This window comes from Megamonas sp. (assembly GCF_986095205.1).
In genome coordinates this window covers 28,540-52,863 of the sequence record NZ_CFQVBI010000065.1, presented here as the reverse complement: position 1 = coordinate 52,863, position 24,324 = coordinate 28,540, and the positions used below count along the sequence as shown (strand labels likewise).

At 30.8% G+C, this 24,324-nt stretch carries 18 protein-coding genes; 6 read left to right on the top strand and 12 right to left on the bottom strand.

What is annotated here, in order from left to right; genetic code table 11:
- Window positions 1–43: 43 nt before the first annotated feature.
- Entirely contained in the window at window positions 44–322 is a 279-nt protein-coding gene (locus AC5LAX_RS09080; RefSeq protein WP_224168947.1) for an acylphosphatase, read from the bottom strand.
- A 306-nt stretch (window positions 323–628) separates the two neighbouring features.
- Between AC5LAX_RS09080 and AC5LAX_RS09075 the strand changes: the two genes are divergently transcribed.
- Window positions 629–1,582, top strand: coding sequence for a beta-propeller fold lactonase family protein (locus tag AC5LAX_RS09075; RefSeq protein ID WP_008537843.1), 954 nt, complete (start codon window positions 629–631; stop codon window positions 1,580–1,582).
- Between the two features lie 48 nt (window positions 1,583–1,630).
- On the top strand, window positions 1,631–3,022 hold the full coding sequence (gene zwf, locus AC5LAX_RS09070; protein WP_204921259.1) for a glucose-6-phosphate dehydrogenase: 1,392 nt from the start codon (window positions 1,631–1,633) through the stop codon (window positions 3,020–3,022).
- A 69-nt stretch (window positions 3,023–3,091) separates the two neighbouring features.
- Here the strand turns inward: zwf and AC5LAX_RS09065 are convergent, their stop codons facing one another.
- The 3 genes from AC5LAX_RS09065 to AC5LAX_RS09055 all read right to left on the bottom strand — a co-directional run bounded on the left by AC5LAX_RS09065 (window position 3,092) and on the right by AC5LAX_RS09055 (window position 6,861).
- Window positions 3,092–4,381, bottom strand: coding sequence for an aspartate aminotransferase family protein (locus tag AC5LAX_RS09065; protein WP_288909622.1), 1,290 nt, complete (start codon window positions 4,379–4,381; stop codon window positions 3,092–3,094).
- A gap of 143 nt (window positions 4,382–4,524) precedes the next feature.
- Window positions 4,525–6,444 carry a peptidase U32 family protein gene (locus AC5LAX_RS09060; protein WP_288909623.1) on the bottom strand — a complete coding sequence of 640 codons (1,920 nt, stop codon included), beginning with the start codon at window positions 6,442–6,444 and terminating at the stop codon, window positions 4,525–4,527.
- 87 nt (window positions 6,445–6,531) lie between these two features.
- Window positions 6,532–6,861, bottom strand: coding sequence for a DUF5713 family protein (locus AC5LAX_RS09055; protein ID WP_018999317.1), 330 nt, complete (start codon window positions 6,859–6,861; stop codon window positions 6,532–6,534).
- Between the two features lie 198 nt (window positions 6,862–7,059).
- Here AC5LAX_RS09055 and recA point away from each other — a divergent pair, with 198 nt between their 5' ends.
- Window positions 7,060–8,130 carry a recombinase RecA gene (recA, locus tag AC5LAX_RS09050; protein ID WP_008537837.1) on the top strand — a complete coding sequence of 357 codons (1,071 nt, stop codon included), beginning with the start codon at window positions 7,060–7,062 and terminating at the stop codon, window positions 8,128–8,130.
- A complete protein-coding gene (locus tag AC5LAX_RS09045) occupies window positions 8,114–8,581 on the top strand; it encodes a regulatory protein RecX (protein WP_266287024.1) in 468 nt (155 codons plus the stop codon). Before recA ends, AC5LAX_RS09045 begins: the two co-directional genes overlap by 17 nt.
- 54 nt (window positions 8,582–8,635) lie before the next feature.
- Here AC5LAX_RS09045 and AC5LAX_RS09040 read toward each other — a convergent pair whose 3' ends face one another.
- Window positions 8,636–12,070, bottom strand: a complete 3,435-nt coding sequence (locus tag AC5LAX_RS09040; protein WP_288909624.1) for a DNA polymerase III subunit alpha — start codon at window positions 12,068–12,070, stop codon at window positions 8,636–8,638.
- 469 nt (window positions 12,071–12,539) lie between these two features.
- On the opposite strand from AC5LAX_RS09040, the gene AC5LAX_RS09035 reads away from it, so the two are divergent.
- Entirely contained in the window at window positions 12,540–13,955 is a 1,416-nt protein-coding gene (locus tag AC5LAX_RS09035; RefSeq protein WP_278849267.1) for an alanine/glycine:cation symporter family protein, read from the top strand.
- Between the two features lie 249 nt (window positions 13,956–14,204).
- Complete coding sequence (dapA, locus tag AC5LAX_RS09030) at window positions 14,205–15,101, top strand: 4-hydroxy-tetrahydrodipicolinate synthase (protein WP_008537833.1); 897 nt, start codon at window positions 14,205–14,207, stop codon at window positions 15,099–15,101.
- A gap of 64 nt (window positions 15,102–15,165) precedes the next feature.
- Here dapA and AC5LAX_RS09025 read toward each other — a convergent pair whose 3' ends face one another.
- The 7 genes from AC5LAX_RS09025 to AC5LAX_RS08995 form a co-directional block, all read right to left on the bottom strand.
- Entirely contained in the window at window positions 15,166–16,026 is an 861-nt protein-coding gene (locus AC5LAX_RS09025; protein ID WP_288909625.1) for a DUF4261 domain-containing protein, read from the bottom strand.
- A 101-nt stretch (window positions 16,027–16,127) separates the two neighbouring features.
- Window positions 16,128–16,472, bottom strand: a complete 345-nt coding sequence (locus AC5LAX_RS09020; protein ID WP_008537831.1) for a DUF1292 domain-containing protein — start codon at window positions 16,470–16,472, stop codon at window positions 16,128–16,130.
- A 104-nt stretch (window positions 16,473–16,576) separates the two neighbouring features.
- A complete protein-coding gene (locus AC5LAX_RS09015; RefSeq protein WP_115151453.1) occupies window positions 16,577–18,190 on the bottom strand; it encodes an MBL fold metallo-hydrolase RNA specificity domain-containing protein in 1,614 nt (537 codons plus the stop codon).
- Between the two features lie 237 nt (window positions 18,191–18,427).
- Window positions 18,428–21,349, bottom strand: coding sequence for an insulinase family protein (locus AC5LAX_RS09010; protein ID WP_288909626.1), 2,922 nt, complete (start codon window positions 21,347–21,349; stop codon window positions 18,428–18,430).
- A gap of 327 nt (window positions 21,350–21,676) precedes the next feature.
- Window positions 21,677–22,015 carry a helix-turn-helix domain-containing protein gene (locus tag AC5LAX_RS09005; RefSeq protein ID WP_115152401.1) on the bottom strand — a complete coding sequence of 113 codons (339 nt, stop codon included), beginning with the start codon at window positions 22,013–22,015 and terminating at the stop codon, window positions 21,677–21,679.
- Window positions 22,016–22,371: 356 nt separating this feature from the next.
- Window positions 22,372–23,643, bottom strand: a complete 1,272-nt coding sequence (purD, locus tag AC5LAX_RS09000) for a phosphoribosylamine--glycine ligase (protein ID WP_167624418.1) — start codon at window positions 23,641–23,643, stop codon at window positions 22,372–22,374.
- A gap of 87 nt (window positions 23,644–23,730) precedes the next feature.
- Window positions 23,731–24,324 (bottom strand): IMP cyclohydrolase, encoded by a 594-nt coding sequence (locus tag AC5LAX_RS08995; RefSeq protein WP_008537823.1) that lies wholly within the window; start codon window positions 24,322–24,324, stop codon window positions 23,731–23,733.

Sequence of the window (24,324 nt, the reverse complement as noted above, 5' to 3'; positions counted from 1 at the left end):
AATTCCTTATATAACGCATCTTTAATTTTCATATCATTTATCATTAGTATTTAATGATAAATGATGCTTCTTCAACACAGTCAATTTCTGTGCAATCAATATTATCAACTTTAATAATAAAGTTACCTTTTTTTATAGTAGCAAATAACTGATCTAATTTATCTGGATTGCCTTGTGCTTCCATTTCTACAGTTCCATCTGCCATATTTCTTACCCAGCCAGTAATACCAAGTTTGCTTGCATTGTCCACAACAAAAACACGAAGACCTACGCCTTGTACATTGCCTGTGATTACTGCTTTGTAACGTTTAATTTGTTCCATAAAAAAACACTCCTTATTTTTTTATATCAATAAATATATACTTAAAATATATATCACTGATTTAAATTTAGTATAGTTTATTTTTTTTTAAAATACAAGTACATCTATTATTAATTTTTCTTATATATTTTTTTAATTTAATAAAATTTAACATATCGTTTATATAAAAAATTTTTATACCAAAGATATGACTCTTACTTGTTTATTTATAATTTATACTATATAATCAGTATATTAATGGCTTGTGCCAATTAAATACAATTTATTCTAAGTATTTAAATATAAAATTAAGGAAGTGTTTATTTTATGCTAACTGGTTATATTGGTACTTACAATACTGCATCAACAAAAGGAATATATCAATTCTCTTATGAAGAAAATTCTGGCAAAATTTCTGATATCCAATCCTTTTTGAGTATTGACGATGCAAAATGTGTTGACAGATATGAAAATATTCTTATCATCACTACTAGCAAAAACAATAAAAGTGGTATTGCTCTAGTTGATATTTCTACCAAAACTATACTAGATGAAATACTTTTGGAAAACAGTTCTCCATGTTTTGTAAAACATCATGATGATTTCATTTACACTGCAAATTACCATGATGGTGTAGTTATGGTCTATCAAATAGTCAACAACAAATTAAAATTAATCAAACAAATATCTATTCAAAACAAAGCTGGTTGCCATCAAGTAGTATTATATAAAAACTATCTTATAGTTCCTTGTTTACTACTTGACCAAGTACGTATTTTTGATATAAATAATGATTATGATTTAGTAAAAACTTTAACATTCCCTGCAAAAACAGGCCCTCGTCATGGTGTATTTAATCATGATTATTCTCATTTTTATTTAGTAAGTGAATTAAGCAGTGAATTTTTTGATTTTAGCGTAGATAATCTAGAATTTACTTTGAATACAAAATTAAATCTACTACCTAAAGATAAACTTGATAACACTTCTAGTGCTGCTATTCGTATCACAAAAGATAATCGTTTCATATATATCTCCACTCGTGGAGCAGATTTACTCACTGTTATTAGCCTTGAAAATGAACCTAAAATCATTCAACAAATAAACAGTGGTGGTATGCACCCTAGAGATTTTATCTTAAGTGAAGATGAACAATATCTTTTAGTCGTAAATAAAGATACTGATGATATGAGTAGCTTCCAATTAGATAAAACAAATGGAAAAATTGTTAAATTAATCAATACAGATAAAGTACCTCATGCTATAGGTATAATTTTATAATATATATTTATTTTTATTTATGAATTATTTATGAAAGAGAGAGTTAACATGTCTTTAAATAAAGCTTTTACAATTTTTGGTGGTACTGGTGATTTGACTTTTAGAAAACTTATGCCTGCACAGTACAATATGACTGCGGCAAATGCCGAAGAAGCTCAATCCAGAATTATCATCATTGGTAGACGCGATTATACTACAGAACAGTATTGTGAATTAGTTCGTGATTGGGTAAAAAAATTCGCTCGTTTACCATATGAAGAAAAAACTTTTGAAGTTTTTGCTAAACGTATCTCTTATTTTAAAATGGACATCTCCGATTTAAACGAATATGCTCGTTTATCCGAATATTATACTGCTGAAAATATTGATGACCATGTATTTTATCTTGCAGTAGCTCCAAAATTTTTCGGTGTAATTGCAAGTGGATTAAAAGCAGTAAAAGAAGCTTCTTTAGGTAAGGTTATTTTAGAAAAACCATTTGGTGAAGATTTAGAATCAGCTAAAGAACTTAATAAACAATTAGAAACTTTTTTCCCAGCAGAAAATATTTATCGTATTGACCATTATCTCGGTAAAGAAATGGTACGTAATATCCAAACTATTCGTTTCACTAACCCTATATTTGCTAACCTATGGAATTCACAATATATCGAATCTGTACAGATTTCCGCTTTTGAAGATTTAGGTATTGGTACACGTGGTGGCTATTATGATACTAGTGGAGCTTTAAAAGATATGGTTCAAAACCATTTATTCCAAATCTTATCCATAGTAGCTATGGAATGGCCAGAACAATTCTCTACTACAGCTATGCATGATGCTCAATTACGTGTGCTTCGTGCACTTCGCCCTGTAGAAGATATTCGCGATAGTTTAGTTTTAGGTCAATATAAAGGCTATCGTCAAGAAAAATCTGTCCCTACAGATTCTACAACAGAAACTTATGCTGCACTTCGTTTATTTATTGATAATGAACGTTGGTGGAATACTCCGTTTTATATCCGCACAGGTAAAAAACTTCGCTGTCGTGAAATGCAAATAGCAATCGTTTTCCGTCAAACATTTATTTCTGCCCCACGCAATATCTTAATTATAAAAATCCAACCAAATGAAGGTGTACATCTTCAATTTAATGTGAAAACTCCAGGGGATACAGATGAAATCACACAAGCAAAAATGGACTTTAGCCAGAGTAGTTCCATTTCTAGCAGAATAAACACTCCTGAAGCATATGAACGCTTAATTACAGCTTGTATCAAAGGTGAACGTTCTTGGTTCTCTCAATGGGATCAGATAGAAACAAGTTGGGATTATATTGAACACTTAAAGGATTTATATCGTTGGGATAAACTTCCTGTATTCACATATGAACAAGGTTCTTATGGCCCTGCAGAAGCAGATAATTTATTAAAACGCTTCGGCGACGAATGGGTATTTTAATAAAAAACTCATAAAAATAGTCCCTAGTAATTTATACTACTAGGGACTTATTTTTTTATTTATATATTTTTATTTTACCTGAGACATAACATCATCAAGATTGTTTAATAAATCATTGATATTTTCTTCACTGATAACAAGTGGTGGTTGGAAAGCAAGCACATTTCTAGCTATACCATTTTTACCGATGAGGAAACCTCTATCTTTCATTGTTTCTACAATAAATTCCAATTTATCTGGAGCTGGGGATTTATCTGGATTAATAAGCTCTGCACCTACCATTAAACCTAAACCACGAACATCACCGATAAATGGATATTTTTCTTGAAGAGCAATTAATCCATCTTTTAATTGTTTTCCACGAACACGAGCTTTTTCGATAAGATTATGTTCTTCAATATAATCAAGTACAGCAATACCAGCTGTAGAAGAAACAGGATTTCCACCTAATGTAGAAGCACCCGGACGAGTGTATTTATCTGCGATTTCACTGCGAGAAATAAAACAGCTGATAGGAGCACCATTGCCTAAAGCTTTAGCCATTGTCATGATATCTGGTTCAACATCATAATTTTCAATAGCAAACATTTTTCCAGTACGTGCAAAACCTGTCTGCACTTCGTCAATGATCAATAAAATATTGTGTTTTTCTAAGATTTCTTTTAAACGTTTAAAATATCCTTTTGGAGGTACTACAATACCTGCATTACCTTGGATAGTTTCACAAATCATAGCAGAAACATTTCCAGAAGTTGCATAGCTGATAATATCTTCTACAGCATTTGCACAAGCATAATCACATTCTGGGAATTTTTTACCCATTGGGCAACGATAACAATAAGGGTTTGGTGCAAAATGAATACCACCTACAGGATTTGAATCAGTTCTCCACATGCCGATACCTGTCAAATTCATAGTGAGTTTTGTTCTACCATGTAAACCATTGCGAAGAGCTAATAATTCACTTTTTCCATTATAAATATTAGCTAAAAGCAAAGCACCTTCATTTGCTTCTGTTCCTGTAGAACAAAAGAAAGATTTTTGTAATCTACCTGGTGTTACTTGAGCTAATTTTTCAGCTAAATTATAAATATCTTCTGTTAAATAGATATTGCAAACATGTTGTAGAGTCTGTACTTGTTTTGCTACTTTTTGCGTAATTTCAGGATTGCAATGACCACAGTTTATAACAGATACACCAGCAAAACAATCTAAATATTTTTTTCCTTCATGGTCATAAAGATATTGCATTTCACCTTTTACAAATTGAGGAGGATTAGCAAAGAAATGACCTAAACAAGGCATGATATATTTCTTTTTCTTTTCAAGACATTTTTCAGGACCTAAATACTGAGACATAATATACTTCCTTTCATTATTTTTATATTTTCTAATGTTATGTATAAATAATATTGATAATAAACATTAGAAAGAATTGTCATTAATATGATAAGTCATAAAACCTAAAATAAAAATGACAATTCTAAAATGACTATGAATAATTAATAAGATTTTTTATGACGATAAACACCAATACCAACTGGACGAGGACTTACTTCTTTGATTTTTTCGATCATATCATCATTTTTGCCACTATCAATAGCGTCGCGATAAATTTTAGTCAACATACCAGTAATCTCTGGTGTATAATCTTGAGCTTCAATGCGAAGAGTATCTGCTCCCATCAATTTATCAATATAAGGAAGAAGACATAAATCATTAGTAAATAAAATATGAATTCTACCAAATTGATCCATACGCATAGAATGTTTACCGCCAACTGTATCCAATAAAGCAAAATGTTTATCATTAAATTCTGGATTAGTAAGTGGATCATATTTAAGATTTAAAGCTGGAATATTAGTATCAGAAATCATAGCTTCTACATTACCATGAACAGTGATTGTCATTGGTAATTTACTACTTTCAACTAAAGTTTTCACTTGAGCATAAGGCAATTCATAAGAAGCTGTTGCATTTACAATGCCATTTTCTTGTAAAAATTCTGTAGCTACATGATTAAATACATTGAAACTATGGTCAGCATAAATAGGTAAATCTGTAAGTTCACGTACAATAGTAGCTGCACCTAAATTTCCTACCATGATACCATCTGGTTTTATTTCATTTAAATCATGACATAATTGTTCTAATTCACTACATTGATCTTTTAAAGTTGTTCTAGGAGTATTGACTATTACTTTTGCCCCAACATTATGAGCTTCTTGTAAAATAGTTTTTATATCTCCTAAAGTCCATGGAGTATGTGGACGATAAACTTCGCCTGCTACATAAAGAATATTAGCACCATTTGCTAAAGCTTCACGAGCATGTGCTAAAGTTGCAGCTTTAACAGCAAGTTTTGGTTTATTATCAGCAGTTTTAATAGCTTCTAAATCATTGAGCCATTCACAATCTAAATCTGCTTCTTTTGCTGCATAACTGAAAAATCTTGGTTCACGTTTTCCAGTATAACCAATAGCTCTACTATCAGGTTTGTCCATAGCAAAACAAGTGGAATAATCACGTACACGATTTTCAAAAAGATTTTTCCAATCTTCTTCATTTACATGATAACCAGCAGGATCAGCTACATAATTATCAATGGCACGACGATAAATGCTTACAATATTTGCCACGAAATCAGCACTACGCATACGACCTTCAATTTTAAAAGAATATACACCAGCTTGAATTAAATCTGGAATATTTCTATACATACACATATCTTTTAGTGCTAAACGATAATCCCCATCTGTTGTAGTTTCTTGTTCTTGACCTGTTTGTTCATCAATGATTTTATATGGCCAACGACAAGCTTTCATGCAACGACCACGATTACTGCTATTTGCAAATAAAACGCCAGAATGAATACATTGTCCACTTTCGGAAATACACATATCACCATGAACAAAATATTCAAGTTCAAAATCACTATCTACAGCTTTTAATTCGCTGAGTTCTTTTAAAGACATTTCACGGCTAACAACGACACGACGAATGCCATATTCTTTTAATTTTTTTATAGCAGCATTATTATGAGAATTCATCATGATAGATGCATGCATAGTTATATTCAATCCAAGTTTTTTCACAATTTGAGCTACAGCTAAATCTTGAATTAAAATAGCATCTGGCTGTATTTCATTTAAATAAGTCAAATATTCTTCAAGCTCTGGAATTTCTTCATCGCTGATTAAATTATTAATAGTAATATAAAGCATTACTCCATGAGCATGAGCATATTCTACAGCTTTTTTTAACATTTCATTATCAAAATTAGCGTCTGATTTGAGCATACGCATATTAAAATGTTTTCCACCCAAATAAATAGCATCAGCCCCAGCATCAATGGCAGCTACTAATGTTTCCCAATTGCCAGCTGGAGCTAAAAGTTCTACAGACTTTTTATTTAATAACATTAAACAATCCTCCAAATAAATAAACTACTATAAGTATAACATAAAATTTTATGCTTTTAAATTAATAACATTTATTATTAAATAGGCTTAATCCCATTCACGTTCCGCTAATGCTTCTTCTAAATTGATTGGTAAATGAAACCATTGAATAATATATTCTAAATTGCGAATAAGACATTCTCTAGCTATATTATCATATTCGCTGTCATTATCGAGAAATTCATATTGCAAACTATTGGCATTTTGAATTAAATCATAAATTTTATCACCAACATCTGCCATATTTTTTGGTTTTTGTTCCACAAAATTAATAAAATCTTCTAATAAATATTTGATTTTATCAATCAAAAAATCTGGATAAAAACTATCCTCGTATAATTCCTCTAATAAAATATACTGGTCATCAAAACTGTCCATTTAATAAAAAATATCCCTCCAATAAATAATTATATTTGATATTATACAATATATTCTAAATTAAAGCTAATTTTCTTAAAAATAATCCTGTTTATTTTGTTCGGAAATCTGAACATTTTGCTTGATTATTTAGGAATAGATAGAGTATAATTTATATATATTTCTAGATAAGATTTAAAAAGCAGGTGATTTATTCCCATGGATAAAATGGATAAAGTACAAGCACTAGAAAGTGCTTTAAAACAAATTGAACGTGATTTTGGTAAAGGCTCCATCATGAAATTAGGTGATGTTTCTGCTAATATGAATATCGAAGTAATTCATACTGGCTGTTTACCACTTGATGCAGCTCTTGGTGTTGGTGGTGTTCCTCGCGGACGTATAGTAGAAATCTTCGGCCCTGAATCTTCTGGTAAAACAACTGTAGCACTTCATATTGTTGCTGAAGCACAAAAAACAGGTGGTGTGGCTGCATTTATCGATGCTGAACACGCTCTTGACCCAGTTTATGCCAAAAAATTAGGCGTAGATATCGACAATTTATTGATTTCCCAACCAGATAACGGTGAGCAAGCTTTAGAAATTGCCGATGCACTCGTTCGCAGTGGCGCTATTGATGTAGTAGTTGTTGACTCAGTAGCAGCACTTGTTCCAAAAGCAGAAATTGAAGGTGATATGGGCGATTCCCATGTTGGTCTGCAAGCTCGTTTAATGTCTCAAGCTATGAGAAAATTAACAGGTATCATCAGTAAATCTCGTACAACAGCAATTTTCATCAACCAAATTCGTGAAAAAGTTGGCGTTATGTTTGGTAATCCAGAAACTACAACTGGTGGTCGAGCTTTAAAATTCTATGCTTCCATTCGTTTAGATGTGCGTAAAATCGATACAATTAAACAAGGCAATGACCCTGTAGGTAGCAGAACAAGAATTAAAGTTGTAAAAAACAAAGTAGCTCCTCCATTTAAACAAGCTGAATTTGATATCATGTACGGTGAAGGTATTTCTCGTGAAGGTAGCTTAATTGATATGGGTACAGCTTTTGAAATCTTAGATAAGAGTGGTACATGGTATTCTTATCAAGGCACTCGCTTAGGTCAAGGTAAAGAAAACGTAAAAGCATATTTAAAAGAACATGCTGACACAGCATTAGAAATTGAAAATAAAATTCGTGAAAAATTATTTGTTCAAGAAGAACAAACTGAAGAAAAAGTTGAAGAACCAACTAAAAAATCTAAAGTAACGGCTGATAATGAAACAGCAAAATAATACAAAAACAGCACTTATTTATGCTGTTGATTTATTGGCTACAAGACCTTATAGTACCCAACAATTAATTACAAAATTAAAACGCAAAGAATACGCACCAGAAGAAATTCAAGAAGCTATTAATCGCTTAATTGCTCGACATTATTTAGACGATACAGATTTATGCCAACGTCAATATCAAGCATATATCAATGAAAAACATCGCAGTATAAAAGCTATTAAATATAAGTTAATGGAAAAAGGATTTTCTCAAAGTGATATTCAAAATGCTCAAGAAGAGACAGATATTGATGAATTAGATTATGAATATACTGTTTGTTTGCGATTATTAAATAGCCGTTATACTCCTAGCAAAGCTGACAAATTAAAATGTCAAGGCTATCTTTATCGTAAAGGATTTAATTATTCAGCTATCCGCTTAGCAATCGAAGATTTCTTTTATAACCCTTAATATAAATTTATCCCCCAAAATACTTATCTATTTTGGGGGATTTTTAATTGAAAATTATCTTTGTTTGATTGAGTTTTTGCCTAAAAGATTTTTTAGATTATTAACTACAGTTTCACTGCCATCAATCCAAAATTCTCGATTGCCTTTAATCATTTTTTTACTGCTCATAAAATACATATAAACAGGACAAGGACCAGCATTTTCTTGCAATGTTTCTGTTATTTTGCTAAAAAAAGCATTATCTTCTTGCTCTGGTTTTACAATAATACAAAATTCTGGTGTATAATCCTCTAAACCAATCACTTTATCAGCAATGATTTTATTATTATCATCACTTTTATCCAATTTTCCTCTAACTACAACAGGAATATCTGGCACTAAATAATTGATATTATCATAAAATGCCTTTGGAAATACAATGACTTCTACTACACCTAAAAAGTCCTCGATTTCTAAAAAGCACATCATATCACCTTTTTTTGTAGTTACTCTTTTTGCTTTGCGAATAATTCCTGCTACAGAGATATATTTTCCATCTTTTTGCTTTTCTAGACTTTCAATCGTAGTCAAATACTGTATTTTTTCTCTATATTCTTCTAGTGGATGCCCTGTGATATAAAAGCCTGTGATTTCTTTTTCCATATTTAATAATTCTATTTTAGGAAATTCTTGTATTTTTGGCATTTCCAATTTATCAATACTTTCTTCTTCTTCCATAAAATCACCAAATAAATCCATCTGTCCACTAGCTAAATCTTTCTGACGTCTAGAGCCTAAATCCATAGCTTGATCTAAAACAGCCATATATTGAGCGCGATTATAACCTAAAGAATCAAATGCACCACATTTTATAAGATTTTCTAAAGCTCTCTTATTGATACATCTACTGCTAACTCGTGAACAAAAATCCTCTAAAGATTTAAATAGACCATCTTTCTCGCGGATATCTACAATCGTTTTTAAGGCATTTTCACCTACATTTTTTACAGCAGCTAAACCAAAACGAATACTATTTTTATCTACAGTAAATGTATCACGACTAGCATTTATATCTGGTGGTAAAATATCAATTCCCATATGTTTACATTGTTCAATATATTCGCCAATTTTATTACTTGTCATCAAGCTAGTCAAAATAGCCGCCATAAATTCCTGCGGATAATGAGCTTTTAAATATGCTGTTCGCCATGACACAAGTGCATAAGCAGCACTATGAGATTTATTAAAACCATAATCGGCAAAATGTAATAATAAATCAAAAATAGTTTCTGCGAGTTTATCATCTACACCATTATCTTTAGCACCTTTTAAGAAATTTTCTTTTTGTGACATCAAGACATCATGCTTTTTCTTACCCATTGCACGACGTAAAATATCAGCTTGTCCCAAAGTGAAACCAGCTAATACTTGAACAATCTGCATAACCTGTTCTTGATACAAAATCACGCCAAAAGTTTCTTTTAAAATTGGCTCTAAATCTGGATGAATATATGTTACTTTTTTTCTGCCATGTCTACCATTGATAAAATCCGTTACCATGCCACTGCCCAAAGGTCCTGGTCGATACAATGCCATAACAGGAATTAAATCAGCAAATCCCGTTGGTTGCAAATCTTTTACCAAAGTAGTCATGCCGGCAGACTCTAACTGAAATACTGCTCCTGTTTCTCCTCGACAAAGCATTTGCGAAGTCTTTTCATCTTCAAGTGGAATTTCATCTAAATTTATCTCTATACCGCGATTATTTTTTATATTTGTCAAAGCATCAGCGATAACTGTAAGCGTACGCAATCCCAAAAAGTCCATTTTCAATAGACCTAATTCTTCAACACAATCTTTATCATATTGAGTTACAAATGTACCTTCAGATATCTGAATAGGAACATAATCTGTAACAGGATCTTTAGAAATAACTACACCTGCAGCATGAGTTGAAGAATGACGTGGCATACCTTCTACATCTTTGGCAAAATCAATTAATTTACGAACTTCAAGGTTTTCTTGATATAAAGTCAACAATTCTGATGAATCTTTTAATGCTTTATCCAAAGTCATGCCCAATTCTTGCGGAATTAACTTTGCTATCTTATCTACTTCGTTATAAGGCATATTCATGACACGACCGACATCTCGCACTGCACCTTTTGCCGCCATCGTACCAAAAGTAATTATCTGTGCTACATGGTCATCGCCATATCTTCTTTTTACATATTCAATAACTTCATCTCTACGAATATAACAAAAGTCAATATCTATATCTGGCATAGTTACACGTTCAGGATTTAAAAAACGCTCAAAGAGTAAACTATATTTCAATGGGTCAATATCTGTAATTCCCAAAATATACGCTACAATGCTACCAGCTGCTGAGCCACGACCAGGCCCTACCGCTATATTTTGACTGCGAGCAAAATTTATAAAATCCCATACAATCAAAAAATAACTATCATAGCCCATGCGATTAATAATAGACAATTCATAATCTAACCTTTGTTGTATTTCCTCTGTAACTTCAGCATATCTATTATGAATTTTTTCCTTACACAATTTATGCAAATACTGTTCATCAGTCATGCCTTCTGGCAAAGGAAAGTTTGGTAAGTGTAAATGACCAAATTCAAAACTTACATTACAACGATTTGCAATTTCCAAAGTATTTATAATAGCTTCTGGTGTATCTTTAAACAAAGCAAGCATTTCAGCACCAGATTTTAAATAGAAATCATCATTATAAAATTTCATTCTATCTTTATCATCTAAAGTTCTACCTGTTTGTATACACAAAAGCACATCATGAAAATCATTATCTTCTTTTTTTATATAATGTATATCATTTGTAGCTACTAATTTTAAATCATATTTTTGTGCTAAACTGATTAATCCTTTATTTGCCTTAGCTTCTTCAGGAATTTGATGATTTTGAATTTCTAAAAAGAAATTATCTTTGCCAAAAATATCTACATATTCCTGCACTAATTTTTCCGCACGTTCCATATTATCACGAATAATTGCTTGAGGAATTTCGCCCGCTATACAACTGCTCAAACAAATAATACCTTCGTGATATTGACGTAATAAATCTTTATCTACACGAGGTTTATAATACATACCTTCAATATTTGCTAGAGAAACCAATTTAATGAGATTTTGATATCCCTTATTATTTTCTGCTAACAAAATTAGATGATAATAACGAGTGCCTTCCACTTCAAAATTATCAAAACGAGATTTTGGTGCTACATAAACTTCACAACCAATAATAGACTTTATTCCTTGTTTCAAAGCTTCTTTATAAAAAGCAATCGTTCCATACATAGTACCGTGGTCAGTGATCGCTATAGACTTCATGCCCAACTCTTTTGCATGTGCAATTAATTTTTTTACTCTACTAGCACCATCTAATAAACTATATTCTGTATGCACATGCAAATGAGTAAAATCTATATGATTTTCAACTACAGTATTTACATCAGATTTTTCTAAATTCATTATGACCTCTCTTTCTAAAATAATAAAATATCTTCAAAAATAAAATTAAAACTAATATATTAAGTAAAATAATTTTAACATATGATTATTATAAAGAAAATAAATCCATACTAAATATAAAAGCCTCATATAAAAGTCTCTTTTCTTCATTAAAATAACAATATAAAAAAGAAGATAATTTGACCAATTCATCAATTATCTTCCAATATAAAAATTCGTGATTTATTTTCATTTTATTTTTAACTTTATATATAAATCATTAAAAATATATCTTTATCTACTATCAAATATATACATTCTATTTGTGTAATTTTCCATTACACAAACACTTCTTTTCAATATATTTTGTCTTTATTTTATCACAAGTATTATGTAACATAAATCTATTATTACTAATAAAATATATTTCTACCCAAAATATTGTAAATATGTTATTATATACATATTAATTTATAAAGAAGGTGTTTAAATGGAGTTATTGAATTCATTAGTCGGTCAAATTAATGATATCTTATGGAGTTATGTTTTAATTATTTTACTTATTGGTGCTGGCATTATTTTTACTATTCGTACAAAATTTGTACAAATAAGATTTATCAAAGAAATGATACGTCTTATTGCTGGTGATGCAGGCAATAAAATGGAAGGACAACAAATATCTTCTTTCCAGGCTTTCTGTGTAAGTACAGCTTCCCGTGTAGGTGTTGGTAATATCGCTGGTATCGCTATCGCTATTGTTCTCGGTGGGCCAGGTGCTATATTTTGGATGTGGATTATTGCTATATTAGGTTCCGCAACTGGCTTTGTAGAAAGTACTCTCGCTCAGATTTACAAAGTTCCTCGTACTGATAGTAACGGATATCTTGGTGGCCCTGCTTATTACATCAATAATGCACTTCATAGCCCTAAAACAGCCGTATTCTTTGCTATATTAATCAGTATTACTTATGGACTTATCTTCAATTCTGTACAATCCAATACAATTTCTTTATCTTTACAAACTGCTTTTAATTTTGATGCAACTATTATCGGTATTGTAATTGCAATATTATCAGGTATTGTTGTATTTGGTGGTTTACATCGCATTGCTAAAGTTACTGAATACATGGTGCCTATCATGGCTGGTATTTATTTACTTATCGCTTTTGCTATCACTATATATAATATTTCAGAATTACCAACTGTTTTATCTGTCATCTTCAAAGATGCTTGGGGTATTGAATCTGTAGCTGGTGGTAGCTTCGGTGCTGCTATCATGACAGGTATTAAACGTGGATTATTCTCCAATGAAGCTGGTATGGGTTCTGTTCCAAATGCCGCAGCTACTGCTGAAGTAAGTCATCCTGTAAAACAAGGTCTTATCCAAGCTTTTGGTGTATTCGTAGATACATTATTTATCTGTACTGCTTCTGCTTTCATCGTATTATTCAGCAGTGATTATCAAGCAACAGGTTTAACTGGTATTCAGCTCATTCAATACGATTTAAGCTTATATTTTGGTAATATCGCTACAACTGGTATAGCCATTATCGTTTTATTATTTGCATTCACTTCCATTATAGGTAACTACTATTATGGAGAAATCAACATAAAGCATTTATCTGATAACCCATTATATTTAAATATTTTCCGTATTCTTGTTGTAATCATGGTATTCTTCGGCTCTGTTGCTGAATTGAGTTTAGTTTGGAATTTAGCAGACTTATTCATGGCTTTAATGGCAATCACAAATATCATTGCTATTTTACTCTTAGGTAAATATGCTTTTATTGCTTTAGATGATTACACTCAGCAGAAAAAACAAGGTATTAAAGATCCTGTATTTAAAGCTAGTATCTTACCAAAACAAGATGGTATTTATTGGTGGAAAGACGATAATAAATAATTACTAAACATAAAAAGACTTGATTTTAAAATTGATAAATCAAGTCTTTTTTCATATCACAAATAAATACACTTTTACAATTTATTACGCAAATAATAAAAAAGTTATAACATTACAATAATAAAAAATAAAAATAGAGAAAAATGTTTTAAAATCATGCATAAAATTAAAATATTATAGACAATATAAATATTTACCTGTATAATTTATGATAACACATCAAAAGATGGCATTAAGGAGGCTTTCTTTATGGAGAAAGATGTAATATTTAAAGGTGCAGGCGTAGCTATTGCTACTCCATTTTATGAAAACGGAAACGGTATCAATTATGATGAATTAGCTCGTTTAATTGATTTCAACTTAAACAATGGTACAGACGCTATCATAATTGCTGGTACAAGTGGCGAATCTGCTACAATGACAGATGAAGAACATGAAGAAATCATTAAATTTACTGTTGACTATGTAAATAAACGTGTTCCTGTTATTGCAGGTACTGGTTCTAATGATACTAGATATGCTATTAATTTATCTCAACATGCAGATAAAGCAGGTGCTGATGCTTTATTAGTAGTTACTCCATATTATAATAAATGTACACAAAAAGGACTTATCAAACATTTCACATCTATCGCTGATAATGTAAATGTACCTATCATTCTTTATGATGTACCATCTCGTACAGGTGTAGGTATTACACCAGAAACTTACGCTGTTTTAGCAGAACATCCACGCATTGCAGCAGTTAAAGAAGCTAGTGGCAATATCAGTCAAGTTGCTGAAACAATGTCTCTTTGCGGTGATAAACTCACTTTCTATTCTGGTAATGATGACCAAATCGTTCCATTATTATCTTTAGGTGCAAAAGGTGTTATTTCCGTACTTTCCAACGTTATGCCACAAGAAACACATGATATGTGTCAATTATTCTTTGATGGCAAAGTTGAAGAAGCAGCGAAAAAACAAATTGAATATTTCCCATTAATCAAAGCATTATTCTGTGAAGTAAATCCAATTCCTGTAAAAGTTGCACTTCGTTTAATGGGCTTTGATATGGGTCCTTTACGCATGCCACTTTGCGAAATGGAAGATGCTCATCTTGAACAATTAAAAACAGCAATGCGTAAATTTAACTTAATCAAATAATTTTATACTTAACTAAAAAACACTTTCTAACTTAGAAAATATCTAAAATTAGAAAGTGTTTTTTTTAATTTCTATCGCCAGCGGCATATTTACCAGTATCAATATCTAAAACAGGACGAAGTGGTTCGATTAAAGAATCTTCATATCTACAAATCCATTGAACTTCTGGTGTCATTTTGCCCTCATCATTCATGCCATCAATGGTATCGCCATCTTTAATCATGATATCATCATTATTCAAAATATAACGAGCTAAGCTATATGCAAGATTAGCTACTTTATTAGGGTTCATACCTTTGAAATGGAATTGTACATCACTTAAACCAATATTAGCCAATCCTACACTATCTACAATGAATTCATTTGTATTAGGCACATTGAAGAAACGAATATTGACCATACTATATAAATATTTAACTATACCAGTTTCTTTCAAATTCTTAATGGATTGAGCTAATTGTAATTTACCTGCTGATTTTATCCAAATAGCTTGACATTTAGGATATAATTTTAAAGCTACATTAAGCCAATCAACTAACATAATAGCACGTTCTTTAGGAATTTGTCTTTGAGCATTTACATCCCATATTTTTACAGCATATTTATATTTACTCAATAATTCTTCACTGTTAGCTACATTCCAAATCTGTGTGCGTTCAAATTCACTTACAGCTACTTTATCATCAAAATCTGTTATATTTCCCATAGCAAGTATTACTGGAGAAGTTGTATTATCTTCATTATATGCTACAAATTTATCTACGCTAAATTCAATATCATTTTCATCTCTATTGATGATATTTATATCACCAAATATTTTTCTAGCTTCACGAAAAATAGCATTTGCAGTAGGTCTTGTTGGCATTTCTTCAAAAAGCAATTCAATAGCTACTGATTTACTAATATTTTCTACTAAATTTTCCATAAATCTACCTCAAATAAAAATTTATATTCACAAAAAAGAAGATACCATTTTTCTATGGTACCTTCTTTGATACGTATTAAACTTTAAACAAATTCAGATGATTATTCTTCTGCTTCAAGTTTATCCATTAATTCTTCATAAGCTTGTTGAGCAATTTCAAATTCTTCATCTGTTGGTTCAATATATTCAACTTCACCATTTTCATCTTTAACGATTTTTGCTAAGATTACATCTACTTCTTCTTCGCAACCGCATTCTTCATCATGTTCATGGCATTCGCATTCTTCATCGCCATCAATGCTAACTAAAATAGCATATTTATCGCTACCTGCATCGAAAACCATTTCTTCTACATAATTGTATTCATTACCTTCTTCATCAGTAATAACAACTACAGTACCTTCAGTATCTTCTTCAACAACGGAATTGTTTTTTAATTCTTCCATTATATAATCCTCCTAAGATTTAACTTTACTCTAATCATAACATATTTCTTTCTTCTTGCCAAAATATTTATCGTAAAAAGCAGATAAAATTTTCATTAAAAATCTTAGCTAATACCAAAATCCTTGAACAAGCGTTTAACATATCGCCAACCTTTTTGAATTGTATTCATAGCTGCTGGCATAAGTTCTGGATTTTTAACCACAAGATTAATAATTCTACGACGCAATTGTCTATAATCTGCATCAACATCAACAAAGAAGTCTTCCATATCTTTTTCCACAGATACTTGAGGTATATTAGCAGCTTTGATTTCACAAGTATTCTTTGTCATGATAGCTCTATCTGCATAAAATGGAATATACGCATTCCAGCCGAATTCTTCTTCAATCATTTCTTTTACAGCTTTACTAGCAGTAGCTTCACCATGCACTACAAATACCTGTTTAGCATTATACATAGTTAAATGTTGTAACCATTCTTCCATCTGTGAGTAATCAGCATGAGCAGAAAATCCGTCCATATTTACAATTCTAGCTTTTACACTGATTTCTTCACCTAAGACTTTTACTTTTTTAGCGCCTTCTAATAATCTTCTACCTAAACTTCCTTCTGCTTGATAACCTACAAATAAAATTGTAGATTCTGGACGCCAAAGATTATGTTTTAAATGATGAAGTACACGTCCAGCGTCCGCCATACCACTAGCCGATAAAATAATATGTGAACCTTCTTCTGTGTTTAAGGCCTTAGATTCATTTGCACTTTCGCAAAGACGCAACTGTGGCATTTGAGGCAATTTACCATGTTTTCTAATATATTCAGTTGCTTCATCATCAAAATATTTTGTATTCTTGGCAAAAATTCTTGTAGCTTCAACAGCAAGTGGGCTATCCACTACAACTGAATAATCCTCTATGCGATTGGCTTTCCATAATTTGAATAGATAATATAACATTGTTTGTGTACGACCAACTGCAAATGATGGAATAATTAAATTTCCGCCTCTATCCATAGTATCATTTATAATTTCTGCTAATGGAGTTTCTTTATCATAAATTTGATGTTTACGATCACCATAAGTAGACTCAATTACTAAATAATCTGCTTCTTTTATATGTGTAGGGTCTTTTATAATAGGCTGGTCAGGTTGCCCCAAATCGCCTGTAAATACAATTTTAGTTTCTTCGCCATTTTCCGTTACATAAACTTCAATAATTGCTGACCCCATGATATGACCAGCATCTTTATAAATAGCTCGTATTCCATTTACTGGATTGATTTCTTGATCATAATCAATTGGCACAAATTGTTTTAATGAAGCCATAGCATCATCAATAGTATATAAAGGAGCTATTGGTGTTTTTCCCATACGTTGCCCTTTACGATTTGTTATTTGCGCATCAGACTCTTGGATATGTGCACTATCTGGGAGCATGATATTTACTAAATCGCAAGTCGCTTTTGTCGCATATATATCGCCCTTAAATCCTTGTTTACATAACTTAGGAATAAGACCGCAATGGTCAACATGAGCATGAGTTAAAAGTACGCAATCTATATCTGATGGCACAAAACGAAAATCATTGTAGTTTAAATCACGTAAATTTCTCGCACCTTGAAACATACCACAATCAATCAAAACTTTATGGTCATTTGCTTCTAATAAATAACAAGAACCTGTAACTGTATGAGCCGCACCTAAAAATTGTAAATTCATAAAAACCCCTCCTTCATTAAGGATTTCGATTGTTTTTTTTACTGTATATATTCTAAAAATATAAATTAAAACCCTTTAAAACTTTCATTAAAAAATGATTAAATAAATCTATTTGTGCAAAATTAACTTTCACTCTATTTTAGCAAAATTATTTCTAAGCAAAACTCCCAATAATTGATATTTAAATTCAACTATTGGGAGTCTTTATTATTTAAACTAACAATATAAATTTATAAATTATAAAATAGTAGTTACTGTTTTAAATACATCTTTAGCTTCGTTTACTTTATTGCTTCCACCTAAAACACAGATAGCATTTTCCTTCATGCAAGCATCTACTAAATCAGCTAAAGCTCTAATATCTTCTTGAGTTGTAGCTAAAATTTCATCACGCTGTTGCTGACGCATTTCGTCTGTCATTTCAGCAATATACGCAGAAGAAGCTAATTCACCTTTTAATGCAGGAGTAAGTGGCATATCAATATTACTAATTGTACCGATAATATATTTTGTCATTTCTCTATCACTGACATTAAAATTACGTAAAAACTCTGCTGTTTTATCATATACATTTAAAGTTTCTACTAAATTAGGATCACGATAAGAACCAAAATACATATTGCCATCACGACGGAATTTTACAAATGCACCATAAGCTCCGCCAAGAACACGAATATTAGTCCACAAATATTCATAACGCATAATAGTTTCTAATACCTTCATAGCTCCTGTATATTTATATCCTAAGCGTATGAAATTAGCACCTTTGGCAACATATTGTACCTGAGAAGATGTGATAAAACCTTCATTTTTCTTTTCTACTGCAAATGGTATTTCTTGTTTTGAATAAGTTTCATTTGGCAATACTTCTAATAAAGGTTTAATTGCAGATATTACTTTTTCATAATCATTTTTAGATACAGTAATACTTGTCAATAAATTAGCCTTATTAAATATCATTGGTAAAATTTTAGCAAAAGCTGTTTGCATTTTATTAAATTCATTATCAAAATCATTTAAGAAATTCTTAATAAATGCATAAAATTTTAAGTCACCAAAATTATCATAGCGTTCTTTTGGTGTAAAGTATGCCATCAATTCATCAAGAACTAACTGATGACCCGAACGCAATATTGACATTTCAAAATCACTGCGACATTGCATTGCCAAATCTTTAATACGTTCTTTAGAAGTAAAGGAACTATTGAAAATTATTTCTTGTAGTAATTTTATCAATTCTGGCATCTTATCTACCAAAACTTTAGCTTTAAATACAAATTTTGGCATATAAGAGTCAACATCGCCCTCTTTATCATACGTAGCTACAGCAAATCTCATTCCACCAGTATGCAAGTTTACAGCATTAGCCAATGCTTCATATGTGTAATTTTTTGTAGCAGTTCTACCAATAAATTCTTCCAATAAGAATAGATAATTTATATCTTCATAAGCTATATTGCTTATATCAAATAACATTCTTAAATAACAAATTCCATTTGTATCAATATCATGTCTTAAAACTTTTGTATCTGCTATTTCATCTTCAGCAATAATTAATTTATCACATTGTTTAGTGATATCTTCAATTTTCAATAATGGAATTTTTTCTAAATCCTCTGGTTTATCCACAGAACGTTGACGCTCTTTTAATTTTTGAGTATCCGCAATAATTTTTTCAATATCTTCTTTACTCATAGAAGCTTTTTTCTGTGCTAATTTATCAGCTAAATCTTTTTCTTGTTTAGCAATTACATTTTCATCTGGTTCTAAAATTAAAATATGACTATGAGTATTATCCAATAAATATTCTTGAATTAATCCTTCAAACTTACCTTCTTTTGCCCACTGTTTTACAGTTTTCAAAGCTTCTTCATAATGGAGATACATAGTAGCATCACCATCATATAACCAGCTATTCATAAGATTAATATTATAAATCAATCCTTTTGGATATTGACCAAAATCAGCCTCACGAAGCTTAAATTCCATACTATTAATAGAAGCTTGCAGCAATTCATCATCAATGCCATTTTTTACAATATCATTTAAAGTATCAGTTACAACTTTTGTAAATTCATCAACTTTATTAGCCTCAGAACCATTGACGATAATGCTAAACATTGGCTGTAAAATACCATTATCAAATGAAGAAATTACATCACTACCAAGACCAGCTTTAATTAAAGCATTGCGAAGTGGTGCAGCTTCACTTTTTAATAAAGCATGTTCCAATATAGTAAATGCTAGCATTTTTTCTTTTTCTAAAGAAGTTGCAATAGAATAATTCATGCTTAAAAATGTTTTATTTTCTTTTGCTTCACCTGGAGCTATAGGATAAATATCTTTAATCAATTTACGAGCTGTAAATGGTTTTTGTACATCAATATGGGAGTCGATTTCAATTTTATTAAAATTGCTAAGATATTCTTCATCTAAGAAAGATAAAGTTGACATCATATCCATATCCCCATAAAGATAGATATAACTATTAGCAGGGTGATAATATCGACTATGGAAGTCAATAAACATTTCCTGTGTTAAATCCGGAATAGCTACAGGGTCTCCACCAGATTCATATTGATATGTTGTATCAGGATAAAGATTATTTAAAATCTTTCTTTCCAATAATCCATCTGGAGATGATAATGCACCTTTCATTTCATTATAAACTACACCACTATAAGCTAATGGAGCATCTACATTATCAATTTCATAATGCCAACCTTCTTGCATTAAGATTTCAGGTGTTGTACGCATATTTGGATAAAATACTGCATCAAGATAAACGTCCATAAGATTGCGGAAATCTTTTTCATTTCTGCTAGCTATAGGATACATAGTTTTATCTGGAAATGTCATTGCATTTAAAAAAGTATTCAAAGAACCTTTTACTAATTCCACAAATGGTTCTTTAGTAGGAAATTTACGAGAACCACAAAGTGTGGAATGTTCTACAATATGAGCTACACCAGTATCATCAGTAGGAGTAGTGCGGAAAGTTATAGAAAATACTTTATTATCATCATTATTTTCTATAAATAATAATTTCGCGCCACTTTTCTCATGATAAAATTCATATGCATTAGATGAAATTTCAGATATATGGGATATTTTATTTAATCTGAAACCACAATAAATATTTTTCTCTTGTAAATTCAAAATAATATCTCCTTTATTCAAAATAAAATTAATATATTATATTTGCAGATTTTGCTTAATTAATTTATATAAAATTCATAATCCCGATAGAAGAAATGGGATATTTTTAAAAATCATACATATACAATTAAAAGCATATCTATATTATACCTTTAAAATAGCAAACCTTCAATAAACTTAATTAATCCTTAAAAATATCTATTGCAATTATAAAAAATATGCTATTATAATAACTGAACCTCAACCACTTATGTATTTCTTACATTTATTTTTTACATAATATAAAAAAGTACCTATAATAAAAATTATAGGTACTTAAAAATGTCATTACATTTTTTTCCAGTCAATTATTTCTTTTAAAATGCCTGTGATTTTATCCAATTCTTCGTTGGACAAATCTTTTAAGAGATAGTTAATATGCTGAATGCTTGCTTGTCTAACTTCGATTTCACTATCATTGTTAGGCACATCTAAGAACAATTCAGACATAGTAATCCCTAGAGCTCTTGTTATTTTCTCTAATGTTGTAATTGTTGGACTCTTTAAATTACGTTCCAAATGACCCAAGAAGACTGGATTAATTTCAGCTCCTAAAGCTAATTGCTCTTGAGTTAATTTTTTTTGTTGACGAAAAGATCTAATTTTTTCTCCAACGGTCTTCTTCATAACCATTGCCACCACCTATATATTAACATATAGACTTATCATAAGTGTACAAATGCATTGAACACAATATACAATAGATAATAATTGGCTATTTATTAGTACTATATGTTATTTTTCTAATTAACAAAATATTTAAAGTTATCATTATTAAACTAATAGCTTTACAGATATTTTACTATTTAATTATTTTTTTGTAATGCTATTCATTGTCAAATGTATCTATGTTCTCATCAATAAAATCATATAAGTAGTAAAAAAATAATCTAATCTCAATAAAAATAAATCAATAATTAATTAAAAATAAAGGAATAATATCAACCTATTATTCCTTTATTTTTTTATATATACTATTTTAATTATTTACGGTTGAAAGCTCTATGTGCGATATCTTTTCTATAATATACATCTTTAAAATCAATAAGTTTTATATCTGTATAAACTTTATCTACAGCAGTTTTTATATCATCACCTAAAGCTACTACACCTAATACACGTCCACCATTTGTGACAATTTTTCCATCTTTTTTAGCTGTACCAGCATGGAAAACTAAAACATTTTCTTTTTCTGCCTTATCTAAACCTAGAATTTCATTGCCTTTTTCATATTTAGCAGGATATCCACCGGCACTCATAACTACACAAACAGCAGCTTTTTTACTCCATTTTATATCACAATCTGCAAGTGTACCATTAGCACAAGCTAACATGATTTCAGCTAAATCACTTTCTAACAATGGCAATACAACTTGTGTTTCTGGGTCACCAAAACGAGCATTAAATTCTACAACTTTTGGACCTTCTGTTGTTATCATTAAACCAGCATACAAACAACCTTTATACTCATAGCCTTCTTGTTTCATAGCTTTTATAGTTGGCTCTAAAATCTTTGTTTGTACTTGTTTCATTAAATCTTCTGTAATAACTGGTGCTGGTGCATATGTTCCCATACCACCTGTATTTGGCCCCTTATCGCCATCATACGCTCTTTTATGATCTTGAGATGGTATCATAGGGATAATAGTTTCACCATCAGTGAAAGCTAATACAGAAGCTTCTTCGCCAGCCATAAATTCTTCGATAACTACGCTATTACCAGCACTACCAAAAGTCTTATCGCACATAATTTCATCAATTGCTTCTAAAGCTTGCTCTTTTGTTTCTGCAACAATAACACCTTTACCAGCAGCAAGCCCATCTGCTTTAATTACTATTGGTGCACCCTCTTTTTCTATATAATTTTTAGCTTCCACTGCATCTGTGAAAACTTCATATTTTGCAGTAGGAATGCCATATTTTTTCATAATATTTTTAGAAAAAGATTTAGAACCTTCTAATTGAGCAGCAGCTTTTTGTGGTCCAAAAGAAGCAATTCCCACTTTAGCCATATCATCAACAATTCCATTTGTCAATGGGACTTCTGGTCCTACCACCACTAAATCGACCTTTTTCTCTTGAGCTACTTTTACTAAAAATTCATTATCCTCTACTGAACCTGGTATACATTGTGCTATTTTTTCCATGCCTGGATTTCCTGGCACAGCATAAATTTTATCCACAAGTTTACTTTGAGCTAATTTCCATGTAAGTGTATGTTCACGTCCACCACTACCAATAACTAAAATATCCAAAATATAACCCCCTTATTAAACTTATTAAAAGAAAACGCACTTAAATAGTGCCAATTGTTAGCATATCAATAAGTGCGCTAAAATATATTATTTGCTTAACTGAGCTGTAAGATATTCTTGAATGCAATCATCATAATGAGATGTATGACAGAAAGCTTCTTGAGCTAATTGCATACGGAATTTTCCTGTAGTGCAACCATCTTTAGCTATCATTTCAGCAACTTCATCATAATGTTTAGGATTTACTACAACTGTAACAAATTTGAAATTTTTTGCAGCAGCACGAATCATTGCAGGACCACCGATATCGATATTTTCTACTGCTTCAGCAAGAGTTACATTTGGTTTTTCTATAGTTTCACGGAATGGATATAAATTTACAACAACTAAATCAATAGGTTGAATATTAAATTTTTGCATTTGTGCTACATGACTTTGATTATCACGAACAGCTAAAATACCACCATGAATATATGGATTTAAAGTTTTTACACGACCATCCATAATTTCAGGGAATTTAGTTACATCACTAACATAAGTAACAGGTATACCAGCATCGTCAATTGCTTTCATTGTTCCACCAGTAGAAATGATTTCTACACCAGCTTCATGAAGTTTACGTGCAAATTCTACAATACCAGTTTTGTCAGAAACACTTAATAACGCTCTTTTAATAGGCAT